At 66.9% G+C, this 26,536-nt stretch carries 24 protein-coding genes and 2 tRNA genes; 19 read left to right on the top strand and 7 right to left on the bottom strand.

Translation table 11 applies throughout. The features are described from left to right. Nucleotides 1-4: 4 nt before the first annotated feature. Nucleotides 5-685, bottom strand: coding sequence for a phosphoglycolate phosphatase (gene gph, locus HLH25_RS02425; RefSeq protein WP_182972552.1), 681 nt, complete (start codon nt 683-685; stop codon nt 5-7). A 116-nt stretch (nt 686-801) separates the two neighbouring features. On the opposite strand from gph, the gene glmU reads away from it, so the two are divergent. The 10 genes from glmU to HLH25_RS02475 all read left to right on the top strand — a co-directional run bounded on the left by glmU (nt 802) and on the right by HLH25_RS02475 (nt 13,549). Further along, a complete protein-coding gene (glmU, locus tag HLH25_RS02430) occupies nt 802-2,178 on the top strand; it encodes a bifunctional UDP-N-acetylglucosamine diphosphorylase/glucosamine-1-phosphate N-acetyltransferase GlmU (RefSeq protein WP_182972657.1) in 1,377 nt (458 codons plus the stop codon). After that, complete coding sequence (glmS, locus tag HLH25_RS02435; protein WP_182972553.1) at nt 2,178-4,001, top strand: glutamine--fructose-6-phosphate transaminase (isomerizing); 1,824 nt, start codon at nt 2,178-2,180, stop codon at nt 3,999-4,001. Before glmU ends, glmS begins: the two co-directional genes overlap by 1 nt. Nucleotides 4,002-4,125: 124 nt before the next feature. Beyond that, nucleotides 4,126-5,136 (top strand): glycine oxidase ThiO, encoded by a 1,011-nt coding sequence (gene thiO, locus HLH25_RS02440; RefSeq protein WP_182972554.1) that lies wholly within the window; start codon nt 4,126-4,128, stop codon nt 5,134-5,136. Nucleotides 5,137-5,180: 44 nt separating this feature from the next. After that, entirely contained in the window at nt 5,181-5,378 is a 198-nt protein-coding gene (thiS, locus tag HLH25_RS02445; protein ID WP_182972555.1) for a sulfur carrier protein ThiS, read from the top strand. A gap of 4 nt (nt 5,379-5,382) precedes the next feature. After that, nucleotides 5,383-6,153, top strand: coding sequence for a thiazole synthase (locus tag HLH25_RS02450; protein ID WP_182972556.1), 771 nt, complete (start codon nt 5,383-5,385; stop codon nt 6,151-6,153). Next, entirely contained in the window at nt 6,150-6,782 is a 633-nt protein-coding gene (locus HLH25_RS02455; RefSeq protein WP_182972557.1) for a thiamine phosphate synthase, read from the top strand. The genes HLH25_RS02450 and HLH25_RS02455 overlap by 4 nt, the downstream gene beginning before the upstream one ends. A gap of 160 nt (nt 6,783-6,942) precedes the next feature. Then, complete coding sequence (locus tag HLH25_RS02460) at nt 6,943-9,570, top strand: cation:proton antiporter (RefSeq protein WP_182972558.1); 2,628 nt, start codon at nt 6,943-6,945, stop codon at nt 9,568-9,570. A gap of 111 nt (nt 9,571-9,681) precedes the next feature. Then, nucleotides 9,682-10,137 (top strand): (2Fe-2S)-binding protein, encoded by a 456-nt coding sequence (locus HLH25_RS02465; RefSeq protein ID WP_182972559.1) that lies wholly within the window; start codon nt 9,682-9,684, stop codon nt 10,135-10,137. Nucleotides 10,138-10,142: 5 nt separating this feature from the next. Beyond that, on the top strand, nt 10,143-12,296 hold the full coding sequence (locus HLH25_RS02470; protein WP_182972658.1) for a xanthine dehydrogenase family protein molybdopterin-binding subunit: 2,154 nt from the start codon (nt 10,143-10,145) through the stop codon (nt 12,294-12,296). After that, nucleotides 12,293-13,549, top strand: a complete 1,257-nt coding sequence (locus tag HLH25_RS02475) for a cytochrome c (RefSeq protein WP_182972560.1) — start codon at nt 12,293-12,295, stop codon at nt 13,547-13,549. The genes HLH25_RS02470 and HLH25_RS02475 overlap by 4 nt, the downstream gene beginning before the upstream one ends. A 177-nt stretch (nt 13,550-13,726) precedes the next feature. Here the strand turns inward: HLH25_RS02475 and HLH25_RS02480 are convergent. After that, nucleotides 13,727-13,801, bottom strand: a tRNA-Met gene (locus tag HLH25_RS02480). A gap of 174 nt (nt 13,802-13,975) precedes the next feature. Between HLH25_RS02480 and HLH25_RS02485 the strand changes: the two genes are divergently transcribed. Further along, a complete protein-coding gene (locus HLH25_RS02485) occupies nt 13,976-15,148 on the top strand; it encodes a mechanosensitive ion channel family protein (protein ID WP_182972561.1) in 1,173 nt (390 codons plus the stop codon). 21 nt (nt 15,149-15,169) lie between these two features. Here the strand turns inward: HLH25_RS02485 and cobT are convergent, their stop codons facing one another. The 3 genes from cobT to HLH25_RS02500 form a co-directional block, all read right to left on the bottom strand. Next, complete coding sequence (gene cobT, locus HLH25_RS02490; RefSeq protein WP_182972562.1) at nt 15,170-17,065, bottom strand: cobaltochelatase subunit CobT; 1,896 nt, start codon at nt 17,063-17,065, stop codon at nt 15,170-15,172. A 12-nt stretch (nt 17,066-17,077) separates the two neighbouring features. Beyond that, nucleotides 17,078-18,112, bottom strand: a complete 1,035-nt coding sequence (cobS, locus tag HLH25_RS02495; RefSeq protein WP_182972563.1) for a cobaltochelatase subunit CobS — start codon at nt 18,110-18,112, stop codon at nt 17,078-17,080. Between the two features lie 171 nt (nt 18,113-18,283). Further along, nucleotides 18,284-18,886, bottom strand: coding sequence for a J domain-containing protein (locus HLH25_RS02500; protein ID WP_182972564.1), 603 nt, complete (start codon nt 18,884-18,886; stop codon nt 18,284-18,286). Nucleotides 18,887-18,958: 72 nt separating this feature from the next. On the opposite strand from HLH25_RS02500, the gene HLH25_RS02505 reads away from it, so the two are divergent. Both HLH25_RS02505 and HLH25_RS02510 read left to right on the top strand, forming a co-directional pair. Then, the gene (locus HLH25_RS02505; RefSeq protein WP_375272394.1) at nt 18,959-19,300 is read left to right on the top strand and encodes a BolA family protein; all 342 of its coding nucleotides are present in this window, start codon (nt 18,959-18,961) and stop codon (nt 19,298-19,300) included. Beyond that, nucleotides 19,297-19,905 carry a LolA family protein gene (locus tag HLH25_RS02510; protein ID WP_182972565.1) on the top strand — a complete coding sequence of 203 codons (609 nt, stop codon included), beginning with the start codon at nt 19,297-19,299 and terminating at the stop codon, nt 19,903-19,905. Before HLH25_RS02505 ends, HLH25_RS02510 begins: the two co-directional genes overlap by 4 nt. Nucleotides 19,906-19,924: 19 nt before the next feature. Here the strand turns inward: HLH25_RS02510 and lipB are convergent, their stop codons facing one another. Further along, nucleotides 19,925-20,623 (bottom strand): lipoyl(octanoyl) transferase LipB, encoded by a 699-nt coding sequence (lipB, locus tag HLH25_RS02515; RefSeq protein ID WP_182972566.1) that lies wholly within the window; start codon nt 20,621-20,623, stop codon nt 19,925-19,927. Nucleotides 20,624-20,680: 57 nt separating this feature from the next. On the opposite strand from lipB, the gene HLH25_RS02520 reads away from it, so the two are divergent. The 5 genes from HLH25_RS02520 (at nt 20,681) to moaA (ending at nt 24,720) form a co-directional block, all read left to right on the top strand. Beyond that, nucleotides 20,681-20,766 (top strand) — tRNA-Leu (locus HLH25_RS02520). A 337-nt stretch (nt 20,767-21,103) separates the two neighbouring features. Next, the gene (gene galU, locus HLH25_RS02525; protein ID WP_182972660.1) at nt 21,104-21,976 is read left to right on the top strand and encodes a UTP--glucose-1-phosphate uridylyltransferase GalU; all 873 of its coding nucleotides are present in this window, start codon (nt 21,104-21,106) and stop codon (nt 21,974-21,976) included. Next, nucleotides 21,976-23,382 (top strand): phosphoglucomutase/phosphomannomutase PgmG, encoded by a 1,407-nt coding sequence (pgmG, locus tag HLH25_RS02530; protein WP_182972567.1) that lies wholly within the window; start codon nt 21,976-21,978, stop codon nt 23,380-23,382. The genes galU and pgmG overlap by 1 nt, the downstream gene beginning before the upstream one ends. A gap of 126 nt (nt 23,383-23,508) precedes the next feature. Beyond that, on the top strand, nt 23,509-23,694 hold the full coding sequence (locus HLH25_RS02535) for a DUF3553 domain-containing protein (RefSeq protein WP_114728273.1): 186 nt from the start codon (nt 23,509-23,511) through the stop codon (nt 23,692-23,694). Between the two features lie 9 nt (nt 23,695-23,703). Beyond that, nucleotides 23,704-24,720: a GTP 3',8-cyclase MoaA gene (gene moaA / locus HLH25_RS02540; protein ID WP_182972568.1), complete on the top strand. Its 1,017-nt coding sequence runs from the start codon at nt 23,704-23,706 to the stop codon at nt 24,718-24,720. A gap of 74 nt (nt 24,721-24,794) precedes the next feature. Here moaA and HLH25_RS02545 read toward each other — a convergent pair whose 3' ends face one another. After that, complete coding sequence (locus HLH25_RS02545; protein WP_182972569.1) at nt 24,795-25,655, bottom strand: methyltransferase domain-containing protein; 861 nt, start codon at nt 25,653-25,655, stop codon at nt 24,795-24,797. 134 nt (nt 25,656-25,789) lie between these two features. Here HLH25_RS02545 and HLH25_RS02550 point away from each other — a divergent pair, with 134 nt between their 5' ends. After that, nucleotides 25,790-26,536 (top strand): ComF family protein, encoded by a 747-nt coding sequence (locus HLH25_RS02550; protein ID WP_182972570.1) that lies wholly within the window; start codon nt 25,790-25,792, stop codon nt 26,534-26,536.

The raw sequence follows: 26,536 nt of genomic DNA on the forward strand, positions 1-26,536 counted from the left end.
CTGTTCAGGCTGGAATTAATTCGCCGGCGAGGTGCGGGATTTCGGTCATGGAATCGCCGCCTGCCGTGGCGCCGGCTTCCATCTCCGGGCGGCCATAGCCCCAGAGGGCGAAGATAGCGAGTACGCCGGCCCCTTCAGCGGCCGCGATGTCGTTGTGATGGTCGCCGACCATGACGGAACGCAGCGGCGTGCCGTGGGCCTGCTGAATGGTGCCGAGCAGGTGGATGGGGTCGGGCTTGCGGGCGGAGAAACTGTCGCCGCCGCCGATGGCGTCGAACACGCCTTCCAGCCCCAGCGCGTCGATGATGCGTGTGGCGGCGGCGACCGGCTTGTTGGTGCAGACCGCCAGCCGCCAGCCCTGCGCCCGCAGGGTCTTGAGCGCGTAGTCGGTGCCGGGGAAGAGGCGGGACTGCTCGGTGGAGCGGGGCGTGTAGTCGGCCATGTAGCGTTGCACGGCCTCAACGGCGTCGATCGGCGTTGCGGCCTCGCCGGCATGGGCCAGCAGGCGGCGCACCAGCGCGGCCACGCCGTCACCGACCATGGCGCGCACCAGGTCGGGCGCGATGCCGGGCAGGCCGTAGCTTTGCAGCATGCGGTCGGCGCTGGCGGCGAGGTCCGGCAGGCTGTCCAGAAGCGTGCCGTCCATGTCGAAAACGGCGAGGCGGGGTGGGGTCTGTGATGGCATGGGCTTCTCCTGACACCGGGCCTTTCGGGCTGGATGCAGTAATTGGTAAACCTAAGTGATGGCCTTGGATCACCCTTTATTTGACAGGGCCGATCCTCGCCCGCTACCCGCATGACATGAATGCCCCGCCTCTGTCCGCGACGCCCGCGGACCTGACCGCCCGACGCCCCGCCACCGCCGTCATCCTGGCGGCGGGAATGGGAACGCGCATGAAGTCCGCCCAGCCGAAGGTGATGCATCCGCTCGCCGGCCGGCCGATGCTGCGCTACCTGCTGGATCATGCGGCCACGGTGTTCGACCGGATCGTGGTCGTCGTCGGGCCGGGGATGGAGCAGGTGGCCGCGCTGGCGGCGCCGCATCAGGTCGTCGTGCAGGCGGATCGGCTGGGCACCGCCCATGCCGCCGCCCAGGCGGCGGATCTGTTCGGTGACGGCGATGTGGCCGTGCTGTATGGCGACAATCCGCTGATCACGCCGGAGAGCATGCGCAACCTGCTGGCCTGCCGGGCAACGCCCGGTGTCGGGCTGGCGCTGATGGCGATGCGGCCGCGCGATCCGGGCCGCTATGGCCGGATCGTCAGTGAAGACGGGCTGGTAAAGCGGATCGTGGAATGGGCGGATGCGAGCGCGCAGGAGCGGGCGATCGGTCTGTGCAATGCCGGCGTGCTGTGCGCCGAGGCCGCGACCTTCCGGCGCTGGCTGTCGATGGTGCGCAACGACAACGCGCAGGGCGAATATTATCTGGGCGACGTGGTGGCGCTGGCCGTTGCCGAAGGGGAGCAGGTGCGCGCGGTGGAGGCGCCCGAGGACGAATTGCGCGGCATCAATTCCCGCGCCGAACTGGCCGAGGCCGAAGCCTGCGTCCAGAAACGCCTGCGCGCGGCGGCGATGGACGCGGGTGTGACGCTGGTGGCGCCGGAGACGGTCTTTCTGTCGGCCGATACTGTGTTCGAGCCGGATGTGCTGGTACAGCCCCATGTGGTGTTCGGGCCGGGGGTGCGGGTGCATCGCGGGGCGGAGATCCGGGCGTTCAGCCATCTGGAAGGTTGCGTGGTGGGGCCGGGGGCGCTGATCGGGCCTTATGCGCGGCTGCGGCCGGGCAGCGATGTGGGGGCGGCGGCGCATGTCGGCAATTTCGTCGAGTTGAAGGCGACGACGCTTGGTGCCGGGGCGAAGGCGAACCATCTGACCTATCTGGGGGATGCGGCGATCGGGGCCGGAACCAATGTCGGAGCCGGGACGATTACCTGCAATTATGACGGTGTGTTCAAGCACCGTACCGAAATCGGCGCGGAGTGCTTTATCGGGTCGGATGCGATTCTGGTGGCGCCGGTGGCGATCGGTGACGGGGCGCTGGTCGCGGCGGGAAGTGTCGTGACCGAAGACGTGCCTGCCGGCGCGCTGGCCTTCGGCCGCGCGCGGCAGGAGAACAAGGACGGTCGGGGGGCGGCGTTGCGCGATGCCCTGCGCCGCAAGAAGAAGGAGCAGGGGTGATGTGCGGCATAGTCGGCGTCGTCGGCGGCAGGGACGCCACACCGATCATCTTCGATGCCCTGCGGCGGCTGGAATATCGCGGCTATGATTCCGCCGGCATCGCGACGCTGGTGGACGGGCGGATCGCGCGGCGCCGCGCGGCGGGCAAGCTGGATAATCTGGCGGCGTTGCTGGCGCGGGAGCCGCTGGCGGGCGTGACGGGCATCGGCCATACGCGCTGGGCCACCCATGGCGCGCCGACCGAGAACAACGCGCACCCGCACGCCACCGCCCGCGTGTCGATCGTGCATAACGGCATCATCGAGAATTTCGAGGAACTGCGCCGCGAACTGGAGCAGGCCGGCCATGTCTTCGTGACCGAGACCGACAGCGAGACCGTGGCGCAACTGGTCGATTTCCATTTGGCGCGGGGGTTGCCGCCGCGCGAGGCGGCGTTTGCCACGCTGCGCCGGCTGGAAGGGGCCTATGCGCTGGCGATGATCTTCGCCGGGCATGACAACCTGATGATCGGTGCGCGGCATGGGGCGCCGCTGGTGGTGGGCTATGGCGAGAACGAGATGTTTCTCGGTTCCGACAGTCTGGCCCTTGCGCCGCTGACGCGCCGCATCGCCTATCTGGACGATGGCGACTGGGTGGTGGTGACGCCGGAGGGCGCGGAATTCTTCGACGCCTCGGGCGAGCGGGTGGAGCGCGCGGTACGCGTGACCGCGCTGATCGCCGGTTCGGTCGGCAAGGACGGTTATCGCCATTACATGGAAAAGGAACTGCACGAACACCCGGTGGTGATCGGGCAGACCCTTCAGCGGCTGATCGACCCCGCGACGCGGCGGGTGATGATGCCGGATCTGCCGTTCGACCTTGCGTCGCTGCCGCGTGCGGTGGTGACGGCCTGTGGCTCGGCCTTTTATGCCGGGCTGGTCGGCCGTTACTGGCTGGAAGCGGTGGCGGGGCTGCCGGTCGATATCGATGTGGCCAGCGAACTGCGCTATCGCGATCCGCCGCTGACGCCGGGGGGGCTGGGCCTGCTGATTTCGCAGTCTGGCGAGACGGCGGATACGCTGGCCGCGTTGCGCGGCATGCGGGCGCGCGGGCAGCATATTCTCTCGGTGCTGAATGTGGAGCAGAGCACGATGGCGCGCGAAAGCGACATCGTGCTGGGGACCGTTGCCGGACCCGAAATCTCCGTGGCCAGTACCAAGGCGTTTACCGCCCAGCTTTCGGTGCTGGCGTGCCTGACGATTGCGATCGGGCGCGCGCGCGGAACGCTGTCGGAGGCGCGGGAGCAGGAACTGGTGACGGAACTGCTGGACCTGCCCAGCCGTGCGAACGAGGTGTTCGACCAGGGGCCGGCGATCCGCGAGATGGCGGCGGTCGTGGCACGGGCGCGCGACGTGCTGTATCTGGGGCGCGGATCGTCCTTTCCGGTGGCCATGGAGGGGGCGCTGAAGCTGAAGGAGGTCTCGTATATCCATGCCGAAGCCTATGCGGCGGGCGAGATGAAGCATGGGCCGATCTCGCTGATCGACAATACCGTGCCGATCGTGGCTACGCTGCCTTCGGGCCGGCTGTTCGAGAAGACGCTGTCCAACCTTCAGGAAGCCCGTGCGCGAGGGGGGCGGCTGCTGGTCTTTACCGACACGAAGGGCGCGCCGCGCCTGCGCGATCTGGCGGAAATCGTGGTTGCGCTGCCGACGGTGAGCGAATTTACCGCTCCGGTGCTTCAGACGATTCCGGTGCAGATGCTGGCGTATGAAGTCGCCCTGCTGAAGGGGACGGATGTGGACCAGCCGCGCAATCTGGCAAAGTCGGTGACCGTCGAATAGCCGGATGGCCCTGGGACGCTCGGTGCAGGTCGCACGCTGACGGGTGTTGTCTTCGGCCGGCGGAGGCAACATCCTCTCGCCCCGAACCGCCGGCTGGCCCGGTGGCGGGAAGGGAGCGATATCCATGACGAAAATGGAATCCGGCGGACGGCCGCGCGTTCTGGTGCGCGGGGCCGGCGTGGCGGGCCTGACCAGCGCGGTGACGCTGGCGGAACGCGGCGCCGACGTGGTGTTGCTGGAGATTGGTGGCCGCGAGGGCTCCGGGGCGTCGTGGATGGCGGGGGGGATGCTGGCGCCGTGGTGCGAGGCCGAATCCGCGCCGCCGGAAGTGACGCGCGATTCGCTCGAATCGGTCGAATGGTGGGCCGCCCATGTGCCGGACGTGGCGCGGAATGGCACGCTGGTGCTGGCCCCGCCGCGCGATGTGGGCGATATCGCGCGTTTCGCACGGCGAACCAGCCATTTCCAGACCGTGGATGGTGCCCGCATCGCCGAACTGGAACCCGATCTGGAGGGGCGGTTCGACAAGGGGCTGTTCTTTCCCGAAGAGGGGCATCTGGACCCGCGCGAGGCGCTGGGGGCGCTGCGTGCGCGACTGGTCGCGCTGGGCGGCACGATCGTTGTCAATGCGCCGGCCGAACGCATGGCTGAAGTCCCGTGGCATGGCGCGCGGCCCGACTGGGTGGTGGATTGCACGGGAATCGCCGCCGAAAACCGCTTGACCGGACTGCGTGGCGTGCGCGGCGAGATGGTGTTGCTGCGCTGCCATGAGGTGACGCTGAGCCGGCCGGTCCGCATGCTGCATCCGCGGATACCGGTTTACATCGTGCCCAGGGCGGACCATCTGTTCATGGTGGGGGCGACGATGGTGGAGAGCGAGAGTCTGGCCAGCATGACCCTGCGCTCGATGGTGGAATTGCTGACCGCCGCCTATGTGCTGCATCCGGCCTTTGGTGAGGCGGAAATCGTCGAAACGGGCGTTGGCGTGCGGCCCGCCTATCCGGACAATGTGCCGGCCGTGACCGTGGAAGGGCGCACCGTTCATGTGAACGGGATGTATCGTCATGGTTTTCTGCTGTCGCCTTCGCGGGCCAGGCAGGTGGGCGACATCGTGTTCGGCGGCCCCGCCGCCTGACGGTTTGGCGGGGCGACGGGCGAACGGGGCGGGGAGGAAAGACGTTGAGGATACTGGTGAACGAGGAGCCGCGCGAGGTCACGACGGCGACCCTGGCCGGCCTGCTGGATGAACTGGGCTATGGCGACGCCAGGGTGGCGACGGCGGTGGATGGCGCGTTCGTCCCGGCATCGCGCCGGGCGTCATGGACGATTGATGAGGGCGCGCGGATCGAGATCCTGGCCCCGATGCAGGGGGGATAGACCCATGCTGTTCTATGGTACCGAACTGTCGTCCCGCCTGATGCTGGGGACGGCGCAATATCCGTCGCCCGAAATCCTGGCCGATGCCGTGCGGGCGGCCCAGGCGGGGGTGGTGACGGTGTCGCTGCGGCGCGAATCGGTCGGCAGTCGCGCGGGGCAGGCTTTCTGGTCGCTGATCCGCGATCTGGGCGTGCCGGTTCTGCCCAATACCGCCGGTTGCCATACGGTGAAGGAGGCGGTGACGACCGCCCACATGGCGCGCGAGGTGTTCGAGACCGACTGGATCAAGCTGGAAGTCATCGGCGAATCGGACACGCTGCAACCCGATATGTTCGCGCTGGTCGAGGCGGCGCGAATCCTGAGCGAGGATGGATTCAAGGTCTTTCCGTACATGACGGAGGATCTGGTCGGGGCCGAGCGCCTGTTGCGGGCGGGCTGCCGGGTGCTGATGCCCTGGGGGGCGCCGATCGGCTCCGGCAAGGGGCTGAACAATGTGTTCGGCCTGCGGGCATTGCGCGCGCATTTTCCCGATGTGCCGCTGGTGGTGGATGCGGGGATCGGCCTGCCGTCTCACGCCGCCCAGGCGATGGAACTGGGCTATGACGCCGTGCTGATCAATACCGCCGTGGCGCAGTCGGGCGATCCGGCGCGGATGGCGGCGGCGTTTCGGCTGGCGGTCGAGGCCGGGCTGATCGCGCGGGCCGCCGACCCGATGGAGCAGCGCGACATGGCGGCGCCTTCGACCCCTGTGCTGGGCCGGGCGGTGCTGGCATGAGCCTGCCGTCACGGATCTATCCGGTCGTCGATCGGGCGGTGTGGGTCGATCGTCTGGGCGGGGCCGGGGCGCGGCTGATCCAGTTGCGCGTCAAGGATCTGGAAGGCGCCGTGCTGCTGGGGGAGATCCGCGCCGCGCGTGCCCATGCCGCGCGCCATGGCGTGTGCCTGGTGCTGAATGATTACTGGCGCCTCGCTCTGGATGAAGGAATCGACTTCATTCATCTGGGCCAGGAAGATCTGGACGATGCCGATCTGGCGGCGATTCGGGCTGGTGGGATTCGTCTGGGCGTGAGTACCCATTCCACCGGTGAACTCGATCGTGCCCTGTCGGTGCGGCCCGATTATGTCGCGCTCGGCCCGGTCTGGCCGACCCGGCTGAAGAAGATGCCCTGGGGGCCGCAGGGTGTGGAGCGGCTGAGGGAGTGGAAGCGGCTGGTCGGGTCGGTGCCGCTGGTCGCCATCGGTGGCATTACGCTGGCGCGCGTGGCATCCTGCATCGCGGCCGGGGCGGATTGCGTTTCCGCCGTGTCCGACTTCATCGGCCAGCCGGACCCCGAGGCGCAGGTCCGGGCGTGGCTGGCGGCCACGGCTGAGGGCGCCGTGTTTCAGGACGGCAGCATAACGTGACCGTCTGGTGCCGTTGCCGGTAACCGGCCGGTATGCTTTTTCGGGGCATGAGCACGGGCGAGGGCACCGGCGCCGCATCGCGGGGCCGGAAGGCCATCGGAATGTCATACTCTCGGGCCATGATGAATGGGCCGGGCGTAGGACGACAGGGAGTTAACGGATGGCGGTGACAGGTCTGGCTGCGGTTCTTCTGGCGATCGCCGCGCTTCTGGTGGTCGTCAGCGCGGTTCAGCCGGTCGCAAGACGCCTGGAAATCTCGGAAACGGTGCTGCTGGCGCTGGCGGGAATCGTGCTGGGTGGCAGCGCCGACCTGGTGTTGCGGTCGTCCTATACCGAACTGTTCAACGGCGCGGCCGAGACCCTGCTGGATTTTCCGCTGAACAGTGAAGCCTTTCTGCTGATCTTCCTGCCCGCGCTGGTGTTTCAGGGGGCGCTGGCCATCGATGTGCGCCGTCTGGCGCATGAGACGGCGACCGTGCTGCTGCTGGCGGTGGTGGCGGTGGTGGTCTCGACCGCGACCATCGGGCTTGCGCTGTTTCCCTTTGCCGGGCTGCCGCTTTCGGTCTGCCTGCTGCTGGGGGCGATCGTGGCGACCACCGACCCGTCGGCGGTGGCGGGAATCTTTCGCGATATCGGGGCCAGCAGCCGGCTGACCCGTCTGGTCGAGGGGGAGGCGCTGCTGAACGACGCGGCGGCGATTTCGATCTTCTCGCTGCTGCTGGCGGCCGTGACCTCGCATCACAGCATCGCGCCGGGCAGCGCCCTGCTGGAATTCCTGGTCTCGTTCATCGGCGCCATCGTCATGGGCGTGCTGTTCGGGCGGCTGACGCTGCTGATGATCACCACCATCGGCGCGGCGCCGGCGGCGGAGATTACGCTGACCGTGGCGCTGCCCTATATCGTCTATATTCTCTGCGACGAGTTTCTGGGGTTCTCCGGCGTCGTGGCCGCCGCGTCGGCGGGGTTGACCATGTCGGTCTATGGACCTTCGACGTTTCGGCCGCAGACATGGCGCTTTCTCAACGAACTCTGGCAGCAGCTTGTGTTCTGGGCCGGGTCGCTGGTGTTCGTTCTGGCGTCGATGCTGGTGCCCCGGCTGCTGGTGGGCATGACGCGCTGGGATTGCGTGCTGATCCTGCTGGCGACGGGGGCCGGGCTGCTGGCGCGCGGCGCGGTGGTGTTCGGCCTGCTGCCGCTGCTGGCGGCCACGCGCCTGTCGCCGCCGGTGCCCACGCCCTTCAAGATCACGATGGTCTGGGGCGGGTTGCGGGGGGCGATCACGCTGGCGCTGGCGTTGGCGGTGACCGAGAACCAGCATGTCTCGACCCCGGTCGCGCATTTCATCGGGATCATCGCGACCGGGTTCGTGCTGATTACGCTGTTCGTCAACGGCACCACGCTGCGGTATCTGGTGCTGTTCCTGAAGCTCGACCAGCTTTCGCCGATCGACCAGGCGTTGCGGCATCAGGTGCTGGGCATCGGGCTGGGCGAGGTGCGCGACCGCACCAGCGAGGTCGCCGAGGAACTGGGCTTCTCCCGCGCGGTGTCGGACACCGTCATCAGCCAGCTTGGCCGGCAGGTGGAGGAAGAGGAGCAGGCCAATACGTTCGACACCGCGTTGGGCGACCGGCAGAGGGTGACACTGGCGCTGATCGTGATCGCGAACCGCGAACGCTCGATCCTGCTGGACCTGTTCCGCATCCAGGGCCTGTCGCGCCCGGTGATGGAGACATTGCTACGCTCGGCCGAAGCGATGGTCGATGGTGCCCGGCTGGAGGGGCGTTTCGGCTATGTGCGCGCGCTGCGCCGGCGGCTGCGGCCGTCGCTGCGGTTCCGGCTGGCGCAGGCGATCCATCATGGCTTCCATTTCGACCAGCCGCTGATGTCGTGCATGACCGAGCGGTTCGAGATGCTGATGATCAGCTATTTCGTCTCGCTGTCGCTGATCCGCTTCATGCGCACGCGCATGGAGCCGACGCTGGGCAGCCGCATCGGCGAAATCGTCGGCGAGGTGCTGGAGCGGCAGCGCAAGCTGCTGAACGAGGCGTTGCATACGCTGCGGCTGCATTATCAGGGCTATTCGGAGGCGCTGGAAATGCGCCTGCTGCAACAGGTCTCGTTGCGGCTGGAAGGAGAGGAATATGACTCCCTTCTATCGGAGTCTCTGATCAGCGACGAATTGCACCGCGAACTTCATCGCGATGTCGAGCGGCGGCGCGGACATCTGGGTGCGCCGCTGGTCTTCGACATCAAGGCGGGGATCGAGGCGCGGATGCGCGCGCTGCCGGTTTTCCATGGCCTGTCGGATGAAGTGCTGCATGCGATCGCGCCGCAATTTTCTATCCATTTCACCTCGCCGGGCGAGCGGCTGTATCGGCGTGGGCGGCGGGTGCGAACCGTCTATTTCATCAGTGCCGGGCTGGCGGAAACCCATTTTCCCGAACATGACGTGCGGTTCGGGGCCGGCGATGTGATCGGGGCGGAGGAAGCCCTGTCGCGCATGCCGGCGCGGGCGGTGACGCGGTCGTTGCAGTTCGGCCAGTTCCTGACCATCAGCACGCGCCGTTTCCGCCGGCTGGTGGCCGAGTACCCCGACATTCTGGCCAACCTCGATGAACTGACGCGGGAGCGGCATACGACCGAACGCTCCGGCGTCGCGTTGCTGCCGGGCGACAGCGCCGTTGTGAGAGCGTCTGACGATGCGATCGCGCTGGCGACGGCCGACCTGGCGGACGCGCTGCCCGAATCGGCCGACAGGCCGGACCATCAGCAGGGGCCGTCTCCCTGATTTCAAGGGATGCGGGGATATGGTCGTTTCGATACTGTTCTGATGGCGGTGCGGCGGACTGGTGGGTAATCGCCAGTCCGTGCCCCGGTTTGTCTGGTCCGGAGGATTTGTATGCTGACATTGCAGGTAAACGGTACGGCGCATCAGGTGGATGTTCCCGATGACATGCCGCTGCTGTGGGTCCTGCGGGATGTGCTGGGGCTGCCGGGCACGAAGTTCGGTTGCGGGATCGGCCAGTGCGGGGCCTGCACCGTGCATGTCGACGGCAAGGCGGTCCGGGCCTGTTCGCTGCCGGCCTCGCTGGTGGGCCAGCGGCCGGTCACGACGATCGAGGGGCTGGCCGAGGACGAGGTGGCGGCGGAGGTGACGAAAGCCTGGCTGGAGATCGATGTCGTCCAGTGCGGCTATTGCCAGCCCGGCCAGATCATGGCGGCCATCGCGCTGCTGAAAAGCAATCTGCACCCCTCCGACGACGAGATCGATCAGGCGATGTCGGGCAATATCTGTCGCTGCGGTACCTATCGGCGGATCAGGGCGGCCATTCGTAACGTGGCCGGAGCGGTTTGATGGCGATGACGACGATTGCCGTTTCGCGCCGCCGGGCTTTGGCCGGGGCCGGCGGGTTGTTGATGGCGGTGGTGCTGCCGCGCGCGCGGTCGCGCGCGGCGACGGTGACGCGGATCGTGGAGGACCAGACCGGCCCGTTCGCGCCCAATGCCTTCGTGCGGATTGCGCCGGATGGCAGCATTACCCTGATCCTGCCGAATGTGGAGATGGGGCAGGGGATCTATACCGGCGAGGCGATGCTGATCGCCGAGGAACTGGATGTGGGGCTGGAGCAGATCCAGATCGAGGCCGCGCCGGCGGATGAGGCGTATGTCACCAAGGCGTTGGGGACGGAGGCCACCGGCGGCTCGACTTCGACGATCGCGACCTGGAAGAGCCTGCGCGAGGCCGGCGCGGTGGCGCGGACGCTCTTGATCCGGGCGGCGGCCGATCGGTGGGTGGTCGAGCCGGCGTCGTGCCAGAGCGAGGCTGGCGTGGTGCGGCATGTGCCCACCGGGCGGACCCTGACTTATGGCGAGCTGGCGGTGGAGGCGGCGGCGCTGCCGGTTCCCTCCGGCCCGGTTGCGTTGCGCGCCCCCTCGACCTTTCGCCTGATCGGCCATGCCCAGCATCGGCTCGACGGGCCGGCGAAGGTGAACGGCACGGCGACCTTCGGCATCGACATCCAGCAGCCGGGCATGAAGATCGGCACCGTCGCGGCCTGCCCGGTGATGGGGGGTGTGCTGCTGCATGTCGATGACCGCGCGGCGCGGCAGGTGCCGGGCGTGCGGGAGGTGCTGACGATCGGCAATGCGGTCTGTGTGGTCGGCGACCATTACTGGGCGGCGCGCAAGGGGCTTGAGGCCCTGGCGATCACCTGGGATGAAGGCGTCAATGCCACCGTGTCCACCGGGACGGTCTATCGGCAATTGCATGAAGCGCTGCAAGGGCCGGCCATCGTCGCCAACACCAAGGGCGATGCCAGGATGGCCATCAGGGGGGCCGCGACGCGGGTCGAGGCCGTGTATCAGCAGCCGCTGCTGGCGCATGCGCCGATGGAGCCGATCAACTGCACGGTGCATGTGACACCCGAGCGATGCGATGTCTGGGTCGGGACCCAGGTGCCGATGCGCGCCCGCGATTCGGCGGCCGAGGTGACGGGCCTGCCGAAGGAAAAGGTCTTTCTGCACAACCAGTATATCGGTGGTGGCTTCGGGCGGCGGCTGGAGCATGAATATGTCACGCAGGCGGTGCAGTTTGCCCGCCAGGTGTCTTATCCGCTCAAGGTGATCTGGAGTCGCGAGGAGGATCTGACGATGGACCGGTACCGCCCGGCCTATGTCGATCATCTGGTCGGCGGGCTGGACGCCCACGGGAAACTGGTCGGGCTGTCGCACCGCATCGTGGGGCCGGCGGTCGTTGCCCGCTGGGCGCCCGAGGCCCTGCTGCCGAATGGCGTGGATGACGATCTGCTGGTCGGCACCGTCGAGACGCCCTACGCCATCCCGGCCATGTTCCTGGATTACGCGCGGCGCGAGACGCCGGGCGTGGTGACGGCATGGTGGCGTGGGGTCGGCGGCACGCGCGGGGTCTTCGTCATCGAGAGCTTTATCGACGAACTGGCGGCCAGCGCGAAGGTCGATCCGGTGGCGTTCCGCCGCCGCATGACGGGGGACCGACCGCGTGCGCGCGCGGTTCTGGACCTCGCGGCCGAGAAGGCGGAATGGGGGACGACCTTGCCGGAGGGCGTCGGGCGCGGCGTGGCGCTGCAATATGTCTTCGGGTCGTACCTCGCCACGGTCATGGAAGTCGAAATGTCGACGATGGGTACCGTGCGGGTGCGTCGTGCCGTGGTGGCCGTCGATTGCGGGCGGGTGGTCAATCCCGATCAGGTGGTGTCGCAGATCGAAGGGGGGCTGATCTTCGGCCTGAGTGCCGCACTGTTCAACGAGGTGACACTGGAAAACGGGCGGGTGCGGGAGAAGAACTTCAACACATACAGGGTCCTGCGGATGAACGAATCCCCCGCCATCGAGGTGCATCTGATCGACAGCACCGAGGACCCCGGCGGCATTGGCGAGACCGGAACCGCCGCGGCCGCGGCGGCTCTGGCCAATGCGATGGCCGCCGCGACCGGCCGCCGCTATCGCCGGTTGCCGCTGACGGGGCCGCAAGCATGAGCCGTGCTTTCGTGATGCGCTTCGGGCGCCGGGTGGCCGGCGCGGCGGTGCTGGCCGGGATTGTGCTGGCGGGCACGGCGCAGGCGCAGGATGCCGATCTGGTGCGGCGTGGCGCCTATCTGGAACAGGCGGCGGATTGCGAGGTCTGCCACACGAAGCCGGGGGGCGTGCCCTTCGCCGGGGGGCGCGCGTTCGACCTGCCGGGGATCGGCACCCTCTATGCGCCGAACATCACGCCCGATGCGGAGACCGGAATCGGGCGCTATACCGACGCGCAGTTCGATTCGGCCGTGCGGCGCGGCGTGGGGCCGGGATGGCGGCATCTTTATCCCGTCATGCCCTATGCGTCCTACGCGAAGATGACGGCGGAGGATGTCCGCGCCATTCGCGCCTATCTGATGAGCCTGCGCCCGGTCCATGCGCCGGCGCCGGCCAATCAGGTACGGTTTCCCTATAATATCCGCCTGGCGATGATCGGGTGGAACCTGCTCTATCGCCCGTCCGGCCCGCTGCCGGACGATCCGGCGCGGACGGCGGCCTGGAACCGGGGGCGCTATCTGGTCGAGGCGGCCGGTCATTGCGGCGAATGCCATACGCCCCGGACCATGCTCCAGGCGCTATCGATGACGAAATCCTATGCCGGGGCCATGATCGATGGGTGGCTGGCCTATAATATCTCGTCGGATGTCGATAGCGGCATTGGGGCGTGGAGCGATACGCAACTGGCGGCGTATCTCTCCACGGGCCATGCCGACGGGCGGGGGACGGCCGTCGGGCCGATGGCGGATGTGGTCAGTCACAGCCTGCGGTTTCTGACGCCCGAGGATGTCGCGGCGATGGTGACCTATCTGCGCAGCCTGCCGGCGCGGCGGTCGGACGAGACCATCGGGGTCGTTTCGCCCGAGACGCTGGCTCAACTGGCGCCGATCCACAGCAATGGCGAGCGGCTGTTTGCCGGGGCCTGCACCGGGTGCCATCTGACGGACGGGCATGGACGGCAGGTCGATTTCGCCGCCCTGTGGGGGGCGCGCAGCCTGGGCGAGATCGACGGGCGGAATCTGGTCCGGACCATGGTCGAGGGAGGGACTCTGCAAACCGCGCATGGCGCGATGGTCATGCCGGCGTTCGGGCCGGAATATCGGAACCAGGATCTGGCCGACATCGCGAATTATGCCATCAGCCATTTCGGGAATCGGGAGGGCCATGTGACGGCCCGGGATGTCGCGGTTGCTCGGGGGGGCGTTTCGCCCTGAGTGGGGGAGGCCACGAGGTTGCATGCCGGGCCTGCCAATGCGCGGCGCCCGGCATAGCTTTCTGGTGCCGGCCAATGCGATACTGCATATCACGGGCGGCCGCGAAGCTGATGCTGTGCGGCGGTTCATCACTGGCGCTTTGAGACAGGCACCGCAGGAAAGGGAAAGACCGACCGATGGTAGCGGCGGACGGATTTGAACCGCCGACCAAGGGATTATGATTCCCCTGCTCTACCGCTGAGCTACGCCGCCATCGCGTCGGTGACGTGGGAAATATCGCCCCGTCCGGGCAAAGTCAACCCACGGATGACGTTTGAAGTGAGGCTTCCCATCGTGGTTAAAGAAGCACCTCGTCCCCATTGATATGGCGCCATTCAGGCCATCGCCAGCCCGCGTCGCCCCCATGGAAAGAGTGAACCCGGATTCGTGAAAAACGCCTTTATCGACCTTCTGACCCAGATTCGTATCTCCTTTGACTGGTTGCCCGGCACCATGGCCTCGATTGTGGTGCTGTGCGCGGCCGTGCTGATGGCCGAGATATGCAGTCGGATCATGACCAAGCTGGTCCTGCGCATTCCCGGACAGAAGAAGGGCGCGTTCATCCGGTTGTTCACGATGGCGATGCAGCGCCCGGCGCGGGTGATGCTGGCGATCGTCTTCGTGGCGACGGCGCTGCCGGCCTCGGGCTTTTCGTACCGCACCATGCAATGGGGCGGCCATGCGCTGCTGGTGCTGTTCGTGCTGATGGTGGGGTATGCCGCGATCGTGGCGATGCGCATTCTCTCCGATGCCTATCTGGCGCGCATTACCGGCACGGACGACCGTGACGATATCCTGCTGCGCACCCACATGACCCAGGTGCGCGTGCTGCGGCGCATGGCGGATATCCTGGTGGGACTGCTGACGGTCGGCTCGGCGTTGATGACGTTCGAATCGGTGCGGGAATATGGGCTGAGCCTGTTTGCCTCGGCGGGTGCGGCCTCGGTGGTTGTGGGCCTCGCCGCCCGGCCGCTGCTGACGAACCTGATCGCGGGCATGCAGATCGCCATGACGCAGCCGATCCGCATGGAAGACCTGATCATCATCAATGGCGACTGGGCGTGGGTGGAGGAAATCACCGCCACCTATGTCGTGCTGCGGGTGTGGGACTGGCGGCGGCATATCGTGCCGATTTCATGGTTCCTGGAAAATCCGTTCCAGAACTGGACCCATAATTCGGCGGCGCTGATCGGGGTGGTGTTTCTGTATGTCGATTTTCACGCGCCCATGGACCGTATCCGCGCGCGCCTGCGTGAGATCGTGCATGGCAGCGCGTTGTGGGACGGCAAGGTGTTCGACGTTCAGGTGGCCGATTGCAGCGCCCATGTCATGACCATCCGGGTCATCGCCAGTGCGCGGTCGGCCTTGGTGAGCTGGGACCTGCGGTGCGAGATCCGCGAGAAGATCATCGTCTTCATGCGTGACGAATGTCCGGAGGCGCTGCCGCGCGAACGGTTGGCCCATGTCTCGTCCCTGGCGGGCCATGAGGCGCTGATGGTGGCGCCGCCGATCGACCGGCCGCCGCCGGGCGCCTATACCGGGCCGTCCGGTCCGGTATAGGGCCTTCCGCCGGCTGCGCCGTCAGGCGCGGCGGCGGGTGGGGGCGCGTTCGTCGAACAGGTCGGAGAGTTCCTGCATCATCGTGCCGCCCAGTTCCTCGGCATCCGAGATCGTGACCGCGCGCCGGTAATAGCGCGTGACATCATGGCCGATGCCGATGGCCACCAGTTCGACGCCGCTGCGATTTTCGATCTGGGCGATGACCTGGCGGAGATGCGTCTCCAGATACGAACCCGGATTGACCGAGAGCGTGCTGTCATCGACCGGGGCGCCGTCGGAAATCACCATCAGGATCTTGCGGCTTTCCGGCCGACCCTGAAGGCGCTTCCATGCCCAGAGCAGGGCTTCGCCGTCGATATTTTCCTTCAGCAGGCCCTCGCGCAGCATCAGGCCCAGATTCTTGCGCGACCGGCGCCACGGCATGTCGGCCGATTTGTAGATGATGTGCCGCAGGTCGTTCAGCCGGCCGGGATTGGGGGGCTTGCCCTGCGCCACCCAGCGTTCGCGGCTCTGGCCGCCTTTCCAGGCGCGGGTGGTGAAGCCGAGGACTTCGACCTTCACCGCGCACCGCTCCAGCGTGCGGGCCAGGATGTCGCCGCACATGGCGGCCACCGAAATGGGGCGGCCGCGCATCGAGCCCGAATTGTCGATCAGCAGCGTGACGACCGTATCGCGGAAATCGGTGTCGCGTTCGTGCTTGTAGGACAGGGACAGGGTGGGATTGACCACGATCCGCGACAGGCGGCCGGCATCGAGGATGCCTTCCTCGAGGTCGAACTCCCACGCGCGGGTCTGCTGGGCCAGCAGGCGGCGCTGCATGCGGTTGGCCAGGCGCGACACCACGCCCTGGAGGCTCAGCAATTGCTGGTCGAGCTGCTGGCGCAGGCGCGACAGTTCCTCCGGGTCGCACAGGTCCTCGGCCGGGATCTCTTCGTCGAACTGCGTCGTGAAGGCGTGGTAGGCGGTCGTGGCGTCTCCAGCCGTGTGGTCTTCGGCGCCCCGTGGGCCACCGGGTTCCTCCGATCCGGCCGCCTCGCCGGATTCGGTGTCGTCGGCATCTTCGTCGCCCGTGCCTGTTCCCTCGGCCAACTGGGGTTGGAGGCCGGATTCGTCCTCTTCCAGTCCGGACGTATCCTCCTTGTTCTGCGGGGACTGGTCCTCGGGCGAATCGGAAGGTTTGTCGTCGGTTTCGTCGGACGACGCGTTGTCGCTGCCGTCCGGGTCTTCCTCGATCTCGGCTTCGCCTTCGATCAGGTCGCAGGCTACCAGCAGCCGTCGGGCGGCCTTGGAAAAGGCACGCTGGTCGTCCTGCGCGGCCGCCATGTCGGCCAGGGCGCGCTGGGCGGAGGGGCCGAGATGCGTGCGCCATTGATCGGCGATCGCGCGCATGGAATCGGGCACCGGTTCGCCGGTCAGCGTCTCGCGCGCCAGCAGGGAGAGGGCGACGGGGAGGGGGATCTGCTCGCGCCGGTCGGCGCGGTCATAGCCGCTGTCGCGATAGTCGCGTTCGACCTTGTGCCGCAGATTGGCCGCGACGCCGGCCATGTGGCGCGCGCCGACGCTTTCCACGCGGGCCTGTTCCAGCGCCTCATACGCCGCCCGGGCATCGGCCGGTTCGGGCCGGGTGACGGCATGGAGGGCTGCGTCGTGATGGCGCAGCCGCAGGGCCGCCGCGTCGGCCGCGCCCCGGACGCGGTCGATATCCGCTTCCTGTAGGGTCGGACCGGGCTGGGGGAGGCGGACATGCTCGCCGCTGACGGCGGCGGCGGCCGGGATCGGGCCGCTCTGGAAGATAACATCGGCATCCGCGCGGCCGCCGAGCGCGCGCAGCACGCCGACGGTCGCGCGCTTGAACGCATCCGTCCGTTCTGCGGCGGCCTGACGGGCGGACAGGGCGTCGTTCTTGCGGTCGCGCATGGCGCTGGCCGATCAGCGCGCGCGCGGCGCGGTGCCGGTGGGGTCGACGTTGAAGCAGCGCTGGTAATATTCCGCCACCGTCTGCCGCTCCGCCTCGTCGCATTTGTTGAGGAAGGTGACCCGGAACGCGAATTCCAGGTTCTGGAAGATCCGGTAATTCTCCGCCCAACTGATCACCGTGCGCGGCGACATGACGGTGGAGATATCGCCCGCGATGAAGCCCGAACGCGTGAGGTCGGCCAGCGCCACCATGCTTTCGACCCGCTTGCGGGCCGGCGCATCGTTGGGGTCGATCCCCATCTTGGCCAGTACGATCGCCGTTTCCTGGGCGTGGGGCAGGTAGTTGAGCGTGGTGACGATGTTCCAGCGGTCCATCTGGCCCTGATTGATCTGCTGGGTGCCGTGATACAGGCCCGTCGTATCGCCCAGGCCGACCGTGTTGGCGGTGGCGAACAGGCGGAAATACGGATGCGGGCGGATGACGCGGTTCTGGTCCAGCAGCGTCAGGTGGCCTTCGATTTCAAGCACGCGCTGGATCACGAACATCACGTCGGGGCGGCCGGCATCATATTCGTCGAACACCAGGGCGCAGGGACGTTGCAGGGCCCAGGGTAGCAGGCCCTCGCGGAATTCCGTCACCTGCTTGCCGTCGCGCAGCACGATCGCATCCTTGCCGATCAGGTCGATGCGCGAGATGTGGCTGTCGAGATTGATGCGGATGCACGGCCAGTTGAGGCGCGAGGCCACCTGCTCGATATGCGATGACTTGCCGGTGCCGTGATAGCCCTGGATCATGACCCGGCGGTTGAACGCGAAGCCGGCCAGGATCGCCAGCGTGGTGTCATGGTCGAAACGGTAGGTGGGGTCGGCATCCGGCACATGGTCGGTGCGGACCGAGAAGGCGGGAACTTGCAGGTCGCTGTCGATGCCGAATACTTCGCGGGCCGAAACCATCAGGTCGGGCGCGCCGGACAGGGCCGAGATCGGCGGCAGCGCCTCTCCGTTCTCGTCCACGGCGCCGGCTGTCAGGGTGGCAAGGTCATTCATTGGGGGTGCATCCGTCACGGCTGGTAGGTCCGGACACGCCATGATGTGGCGTTGTCCCGCATCCTGTTCTGGTCTCTGGCTTCCTGTCTTCGACACCCGGTTTCCGGTGCCTGACGCGTTCTTTCGACGTTTCCGGTGCCACTATAGACGCTATCGCCGGCAAGGCCATGCCTACGCGGTACGTTCCAGATCGGCTTCGCGCGCCGAGGTCAGGTGGGCGCGCAGGGTGGTGTAGGCGACATTGATGCTTTTCAGCAGTTCTTCCGACTGGCGGTCGCCGCCATTGGCATCGGGGTGGTGCCGTCGCGCCAGATCCTTGTAGCGCATTTTCAGTGCGTCCATCGACAGCGGCCAGTCCAGGCCCATCATGTCCAGCGGCTGGCGCAGGGCCTCGGGCATCTCGGGGCGGGCCGGGGTGCCGGTCCGTGGGCCTGGACGGCGCGCGCCGTCCATCAGATCCATCGGGTCGATGAAATCGTCCGGGCCGAGGCGGCCGGCGCGCTGGCCCAGCCGCCAGGAAGGGCGGTTCCAGGAAACGTCATCGCGGATATGCGCCTCGATCTGGCCGGGCGACATGCCTTTGTAAAAATCCCACCGCGCGTTGTACTCGCGCACATGGGGCAGGCAGAACCAGAAATATTCGTTCAGCGCGTCGCGTGATTTCGGCGCGCGGTAGCCGGCGCTCTCGTCACAGCCGGCCATGTCGCAGCACCGGGCCGGCGCATCCGGATCGGGGTCGAAAGCCCGGTGACGTGTGTTCTTTCGGGTCATCATCTGGCGTTATGTGCGTTCGAACCGTATTCGTGCAAGAGCCAAGCGCGTCAGCAGCAAGAGGGAACGGGAACAGTGAACGGCACAGACCATCCGCATGTGGCACCTTCTCCGGCCGAGGAGAAGAGGGTGGACCGGATCGCCCGCGCGATCCGCACGCACCTGGCCCCAAGCCTGATCGAAATCGAGGACGATAGCGGCCGTCATGCCGGCCATTCCGGAATGCGCGGTGCCGCTGCCGGGGGCGAGACGCATTTCAATGTGCTGGTGGTGAGCGCGGCGTTCGACGGGCAGGCGCGGGTGCAGCGCTCCCGCCTGGTGCATGACCTGCTGGCGCCCGAATTCGCCTCGGGCCTGCATGCGTTGTCGCTGACATTGCGCACCCCCGCCGAGCAGGCCCGGATCGCCGGCGCATGAGCGGTGGCGGCACGCTTTCGCGCCGGCTGTTCCTGGCCGCGCCGCTGGCCGTCGCGGCCTGTCAGGCATCGCCGGGCGTCGTGGACGGGCATGACGTGGCGCGGGTCGAGCGGTATCTGAACACCACGCGCGGCCTGACCGCCAGTGTTGTCCAGACCTGGCCGGATGGCGGCGTCGGGGAGGGCACGCTCTCCTACGATCCGGGCAATCTGCGCCTGGATTACCGGACGCCGCATACCATGCGGCTGGTTGCGGCGGGGGGGCACCTGGTGTTTCGCGACGCGCAGCGCCAGTCGGTGACGCGCATGAACCTCTCGCACCAGCCCCTGGGGCTGCTGCTGGCCACGCCGGTGCATCTGGGGGGGGCCGTGGAGGTCACCGCGATTCGGCACGGCGCCAATGTGTTGCAGATTTCGATGGCCCGCAGTGACAACCCGTCGCAGGGACTGCTGACGCTGGGATTTGCCGATTTCGCCGGGGAGTTGTCGCTGGTGGCGATCGACCTGCTGGACGCGCGCCATAACAGCACGCGCCTGCATCTGACCGACGTGCGGACCGGCACGGACTTCCCCCCCGGTTTCTTCTCGCTGGACGCGCCGCTGTAATTAGCGCGTCCGGTCGGGGTCAGAGTGCGCTGATCGGGGTTGGGATGCTGCCGAAGAGCCCCTGCCATTCGGCGCGCAGGGCTTCATCCACCGTTGCCATGTCTACGGTGCGGCCCTGGGCGTGCAGGCTGGTGACGCCGTGCTCGCGGATGCCGCAGGGCACGATGCCCTCGAAATGGCTCAGGTCGGGCGCCACGTTCAGGGCCACGCCATGCCAGCATGTCCAGCGCGTGACGCGCACCCCCAGGGCCGCGATCTTGCTTTCGGACCCGGTGAGGGGATCGACCACCCAGACGCCGATTCTGTCCGCGCGCCGTTCGCCCGTGATGTCGAAATGGCGCAATGTCCGGATCAGCCATTCCTCCAGCGCGTGGACATAGGCCCGCAGGTCGCGCGGGGGGACCGTGCCCTGCTGCCGGGTGAGGTCCAGCATCACATAGGCCACCCGTTGGCCCGGCCCGTGATAGGTCCATTGCCCGCCCCGGCCGGCGGCGTGGGTGGGGAAGCCGGACGGATTGAACAGATCCGCGTCCCTGGCCGACGTGCCGGCCGTGTAGGTGGGAGGATGTTCCAGCAGCCAGACCCGCTCGGGCAGGCTGCCGTCGCGGATTCCCGCCACCTGTCGCTCCATCCCGGCGATCGCGTCGGGGTAGGGAACCGGCACCCGGCTCGAATTCCACAGAATTGTCTTTTCGGTCATTGCCCCTCGAACCTGCATCGTCTATACGGCCTTCCGTCAACACGGTATCGCTCAGGCGGTAACCGATGTCACGGTGCGGTCGTGGCGGAATGGTAGACGCGCAAGCTTGAGGTGCTTGTGGGGGTAACCCCGTGGAAGTTCGAGTCTTCTCGACCGCACCAATCGACAGGCCGGCCAGCCCGGCTCGATTGGCTTTATGATGAAAATCAGAACGGAAAACAGGGCAAACGAAACGCTGGCTCCATTCGCCGGGGCCGGGTGCTCGCGCTGATTTTATGCCCGCACAGGTGATGCAATGGCTGCCCGCATGGGGTTTCCGCACGCATCGTCATCGGCATCCTTTTGACCCATCATGTTATTTTGCCTCACTTAAGTCATTTTTTTTTCCCGTTTATCGGTTAGAACGAATTGTGAGCGCGGTCGTTGTTTCATGCGCCGCGTACAGTCGTGACGTGTTCGAATGTTCTGATTTTCAACGATGGATCGAAGGTGACGCTTGTGATCAAACCCTTGCGAAAAGCCGTACTCCCGGTCGCCGGTCTCGGCACCCGTTTCCTCCCGGCGACCAAGGCCATGCCAAAGGAAATGCTGACGGTCGTCGACAAGCCGCTGATCCAATACGCCATCGACGAGGCCCGTGCCGCCGGAATCGAGGAGTTCTGCCTGATTACCGGACGGGGCAAGGACTCGCTGATCGATTATTTCGATGTCGCCTTCGAACTGGAGACGACGCTGCGCGAGCGCAACAAGCAGGATGCGCTGGACGCTCTCGCACCCAGCACCATCGAAGCCGGGGCGCTGATTGCCGTCCGCCAGCAGGAGCCGCTGGGCCTGGGCCATGCGATCTGGTGTGCCCGCAGTTTTATCGGCGACGACCCGTTTGCGATCCTGCTGCCCGACGATCTGGTGAAGAGCGATGTGGCGTGCCTGAAGCAGCTCGTTGAAACCTATAACCAGACCGGGGGGAATGTCGTCGCCGTCACCGAGGTGCCGCGCGAGCATACCAGCCGCTACGGTATCCTGAAGACCGGCAAGGACGATGGTCGTGTGGTCGAGGTGACGGGGCTGGTCGAGAAGCCCAAGCCCGAAGAAGCGCCGTCCAACCTTTCCATCATCGGGCGCTATGTCCTGACGGCCGACGTTATGCCGCATCTGTCCAAGCTGGAGCGTGGCGCGGGCGGTGAAGTGCAGTTGACCGACGCGATGGCCAAGACGATCGGGCATGTTCCGTTCCACGGGCTGCGCTATGAAGGGCAGCGTTTCGATTGCGGCAACAAGCTGGGCTATCTGGAAGCGCAGATCGCGATGTCGATCGACCGGCCGGATCTTGGGGATTCCGTGCGGGCGTTCCTGAAGAACTATACTGGCTGATGGAGGCGTTCGCGCACGGTTTTGATCCGACGAGCCTGCGCGAATACGACATAAGGGGGATCGTGGGCGCGACCCTCGGTCCGCGCGACGCCTATGCGATTGGCCGGACTTTCGGCAGCGTGGTGGCCCGTGAGGGGGGGCGCACCGTCGCTGTCGGATATGATGGCCGATTATCCTCGCCCGAACTGGAGGCGGCCCTGGTCGATGGGGCCGTCGCTTCCGGGGTCGAGGTGCTGCGTGTCGGTCGCGGGCCGACGCCGATGCTGTATTTCGCCTCCGCCAGCCTGAAGGCTGACGGGGCGGTCATGGTCACCGGCAGTCATAATCCGCCCGATCACAACGGATTCAAGATGATCCTGGGGGGGCAGTCCTTCTTCGGCCCCCGTATCGGCGAACTGGGCGACATGGCCGCGCGCGGCGACGTGGTGCCGGAGCGGGTCGGCAGCGTGCGCGATGTCGATGTTCAGGCGGACTATGTCGAGCGGCTGGCGCGTGGCTGGGATGGCGGCGAGCGGCGGCTGAAAATCGTCTGGGACAACGGAAATGGTGCCGCTGGCGAGGTTCTGGCCGAACTGGTGCGGCATGTTCCGGGTGAGCATACCATTCTGAACGGTGTGATCGACGGCCGTTTTCCGGCCCATCATCCCGACCCGACGATTCCCCGGAACCTGAGGCAACTGATTGCTGCGGTACGGGATATCGGCGCCGATATCGGGATTGCCTTCGATGGCGATGCCGACCGGATCGGCGTGGTGGACGATCGGGGCGAAATCTGGTGGAGCGACCAGATTCTGGCCCTGCTGGCCCGTGACGTGCTGGAGGCACGGCCGGGCAGCATGATCATCGCCGATGTGAAGGCCAGTCAGGTTCTGTTCGATGAGGTGAGCCGGGCTGGTGGGCAGCCGATGATGTGGCGCAGTGGACATTCGCCCATCAAGTCGCGGATGGCGGAAACCGGTGCCCCGCTGGCCGGCGAGATGTCGGGCCATTTCTTCTTCGCCGACAGGTGGTACGGGTTCGATGATGGGCTGTATGCGGCGGTTCGCCTGCTTGGCGTCGTTGCCCGGATGAAGACGGCATTGTCGGCGGCGCATGACGCGCTGCCCAAGATGGTCAGTACGCCCGAATTGCGGTTCGATTGCGCCGATGCCCGCAAGTTTGTGGTGATCGAAGACGTTGCGGCGCGACTGGCCGACGAAGGCGCCGACATGACGACGATCGACGGCGTGCGGGTGACTGGCGCGGATGGATGGTGGCTGCTGCGGGCCTCCAATACCCAGGCCATGCTGGTCGCGCGGGCGGAAAGCGCCAGTCCTGAGGGATTGGATCGGCTGAAGGCGGCCCTGACCGTGCAACTCGAACGGTCAGGCGTGGCGGCGCCCGATTTTTCCGGCGGAAGCCACTGAACCGGCCGTATGCGCTACGCGGTCTTTGAATATCCCGGTTCAGGCTGGTATCCTGTTTGGCCATCTTTGCCGCCATGTGTTGCCTTCGGCCCGGATTGGCGGCTGGTTTCCGGAGGTTCTTGCCGCATGGCCGATGCGCTGCCTTTCCGTTCTTTCCTGGAGCCTGGGCAGTTCGTCCGCCATCCCGATCATCCGGAATGGGGGCTGGGGCAGGTGCAGTCGGCCATTGCCCATCGGGTGACGGTCAATTTCGAGGATCAGGGCAAGATGCTGATCGATGCGTCGGTCGTCATGCTGACGGTCGTTTCCTGAAGGGTTGGCATGGGTACGCCGTTCCTCGATTCTCTCGGTCGGACTGTGACCTATCTGCGGGTTTCGGTCACTGACCGATGCGACATGCGCTGCGTGTACTGCATGTCCGAAACCATGTCGTTTCTGCCCAAGGCCGAGATCCTGACCTATGCGGAACTGGAGCGGCTTTGTGCCGCCTTTATCCGCAGCGGGGTGACGCGACTGCGCGTGACCGGGGGAGAGCCGCTGGTGCGGCGGGATGTCGGCGATTTTTTCCAGGCCATGGGGCAATGGCTGCACCGGTCCGGCGGGAATGGTCATCTGGATGAATTGACCGTTACGACCAACGGCTCGCGGCTGGCCGAGCATGCCGGGATGCTGGCCGGCGCGGGTGTACGGCGTGTCAATATCAGCCTCGACTCCCTTGATTCTGAAAAATTTCATCGCATTACCCGGCGCGGGACTCTCGACCAGACCTTGGCGGGTGTGCGCGCGGCACGGCTGGCGGGGCTGGCGATCCGTATCAATACCGTGGCGATGGCGGGGGTGAATGACGATGAATTCGACACGCTGCTGGCCTGGTGTGGTGAAATCGGCGCCGATCTCTGCCTGATCGAGACCATGCCGATGGGCGAGACAGGCGAGGATCGCACCGATCGCTATCTGCCACTCTCCGCCGTGCGGGCCGACCTGTCGCGGCGCTGGACGCTGGAGCCGTTGGCCGAGCGCACGGGCGGGCCGGCGCGCTATCTGCGCGTACGCGAAACCGGGCGCAGGCTGGGGCTGATCACGCCCATGACCCATAATTTCTGCGAAAGCTGCAACCGGGTGCGTCTGTCCTGCACCGGGCAGCTTTATCCGTGCCTGGGGGATGAAGGGGCGACGGACCTGCGGCAACCCCTGCGGGACGGAGCCAGCGATGCCGACCTGCTGCACCTCGTGCAGTCGGCGATCCTGCGCAAGCCGAAGGGCCATGATTTCGTCATCGGGCGGCGCGCGGATGATCCCGCCGCCATGCGCCGGCACATGAGCGTGACCGGCGGATAGGAGGCTGTTTGCACGGGCGGCCAGCCGGATGAGGACATGCGCGGATTGAATTTATTATAAATTCAGTTTGTTATTCAATTTTCTTGATCGCATCTCTCAAGCGAGATCGTGAAGGCGCCGGGCTGGAGTGGCTGGGGCTGGCTTGCCGCCGGTGCCCAGCCGGTCATGATGGCAACGCGCAGGGGAACGGACAGAAGGGCGTCGTCTGCCTCCGGCGTCAGGCTGGCGAGGGCGGCGGCGAACAGGGCGGGCGCGGGGATCTGGCGGCTGCGCAGTTTCAGGGCGTTGGTCTCGCCGGCGGCGCGCAGGTCGCGCAGCAGGGCCATGGGCGTGCGGTAGGCGAGCGTCAGTGTTTCCACATCCGCGACCGGCAGGGCGAAGCCTGCGCGCTGCAACAGGGAGGCGCAGTCCTTCAGGTCGGGAAAGGGCGAGACCCTTGGGGCAGCGCCACCGGTGAGTGTGCATTCGGCCTCGGTCAGGGCGCGACGGAGGTCCGCCAGGGTCGGCAGGACGGGCACGCTGGCGAGGAACAGCCCGTCGGGCTTCAGCGCGTGGCGGATCTGCGCCAGCGCGCCGGGCAGGTCGTTGACCCAGTGCAGCGACAGGTTGGCGACCACCAGGTCGAAGGAGCCGGGGCCGAAGGGGAGCCATTCCTCGTCGGCGCACAGGACGGTTCCGCCATTGACCTGCGCCATCCTGGGCGACAGGTCGCAGGACACGACGCGCTCGATCCCGCGTGCGCGCAACCGGGGGGCGACCACGCCGCGACCGCCGATATCCAGCGCCGCGCTGAAGCGGTAGGTCGTGTCGTCCAGCCGGTCCAGCAGCCGGTCCGCGGCTTCCTGCAGGATCGGTGCGACCGCGTGCACCAGAGGGGCGGCGCGATCGCGATGACGGCGCACGGCTGCGCGGTCGAAAATCACGGGATCGTTCATGGCTCGCATGTGCCCTTCCGGATGGGCGATGCCAATGGCACCATTGCGTGATGGTTGGCACGACACGGGACGCGGGGGAAACCCGATCGGCGCATGGCGAGGCGCGTGGTCTGCCACGGCGCATGGCGGCCCGTATGCTCGACCTTCTTCTGCCACCTGACTGCCCGGCCTGTCATCAGCCGGTCGATCGTGCCGGCCTGCTGTGCCCCGACTGCTTCCGCGCCATGCGCTTTATCGCCGAGCCATGCTGCGCGCGATGTGGCCAGCCCTTTTCGGCGTCGGCTCCTGGCGGTGCTGGGCGTAGCTGTGCGCCGTGTCTGGACCATCCCCCGTCATGGCGGAACGGCCGGGCCGCCATGATCTATGACGAACGGTCGCGCGTGCTGGTCCTGCGGCTGAAATATGCCGATCGTACCGATCTGGCGCCGCTGCTGGCCCGGCATATGGTGCGGGCCGGACGCGAGCTGCTGGCCGAAGCCGATCTGCTGGTGCCTGTGCCGCTGCACAGGGGACGGCTGTTCCGTCGCCGCTATAATCAGGCCGGGCTGCTGGCGGTGGCGATCGGGCGGATCGCGCATCTGCCGGTGGTGCCGGATGCCTTGCAGCGCGTGCGCGGGACGCCCGCGCTGGCCCGCCTGGGAGCGGCGGCGCGCCATGAGGTGCTGCGCGGGGCGATCGTCGCCCGCCCGTCGCGTCGGGAGCGGCTGGCAGGCCGGCGCGTCATCCTGGTCGATGACGTGATGACGACGGGAGCAACATTGGGCGCCTGTGCGCGGGCGGTTCTGGCGGCGGGCGCGGTTTCGGTGGACGTGCTGGTGGCGGCCCGTGCGTCCGATCCCGCGCGGATGGGATCGGACGGCGGGAGAACGACCGGCGCATGA

Source organism: Gluconacetobacter dulcium (genome assembly GCF_014174165.1).
Lineage (GTDB): Bacteria > Pseudomonadota > Alphaproteobacteria > Acetobacterales > Acetobacteraceae > Gluconacetobacter > Gluconacetobacter dulcium.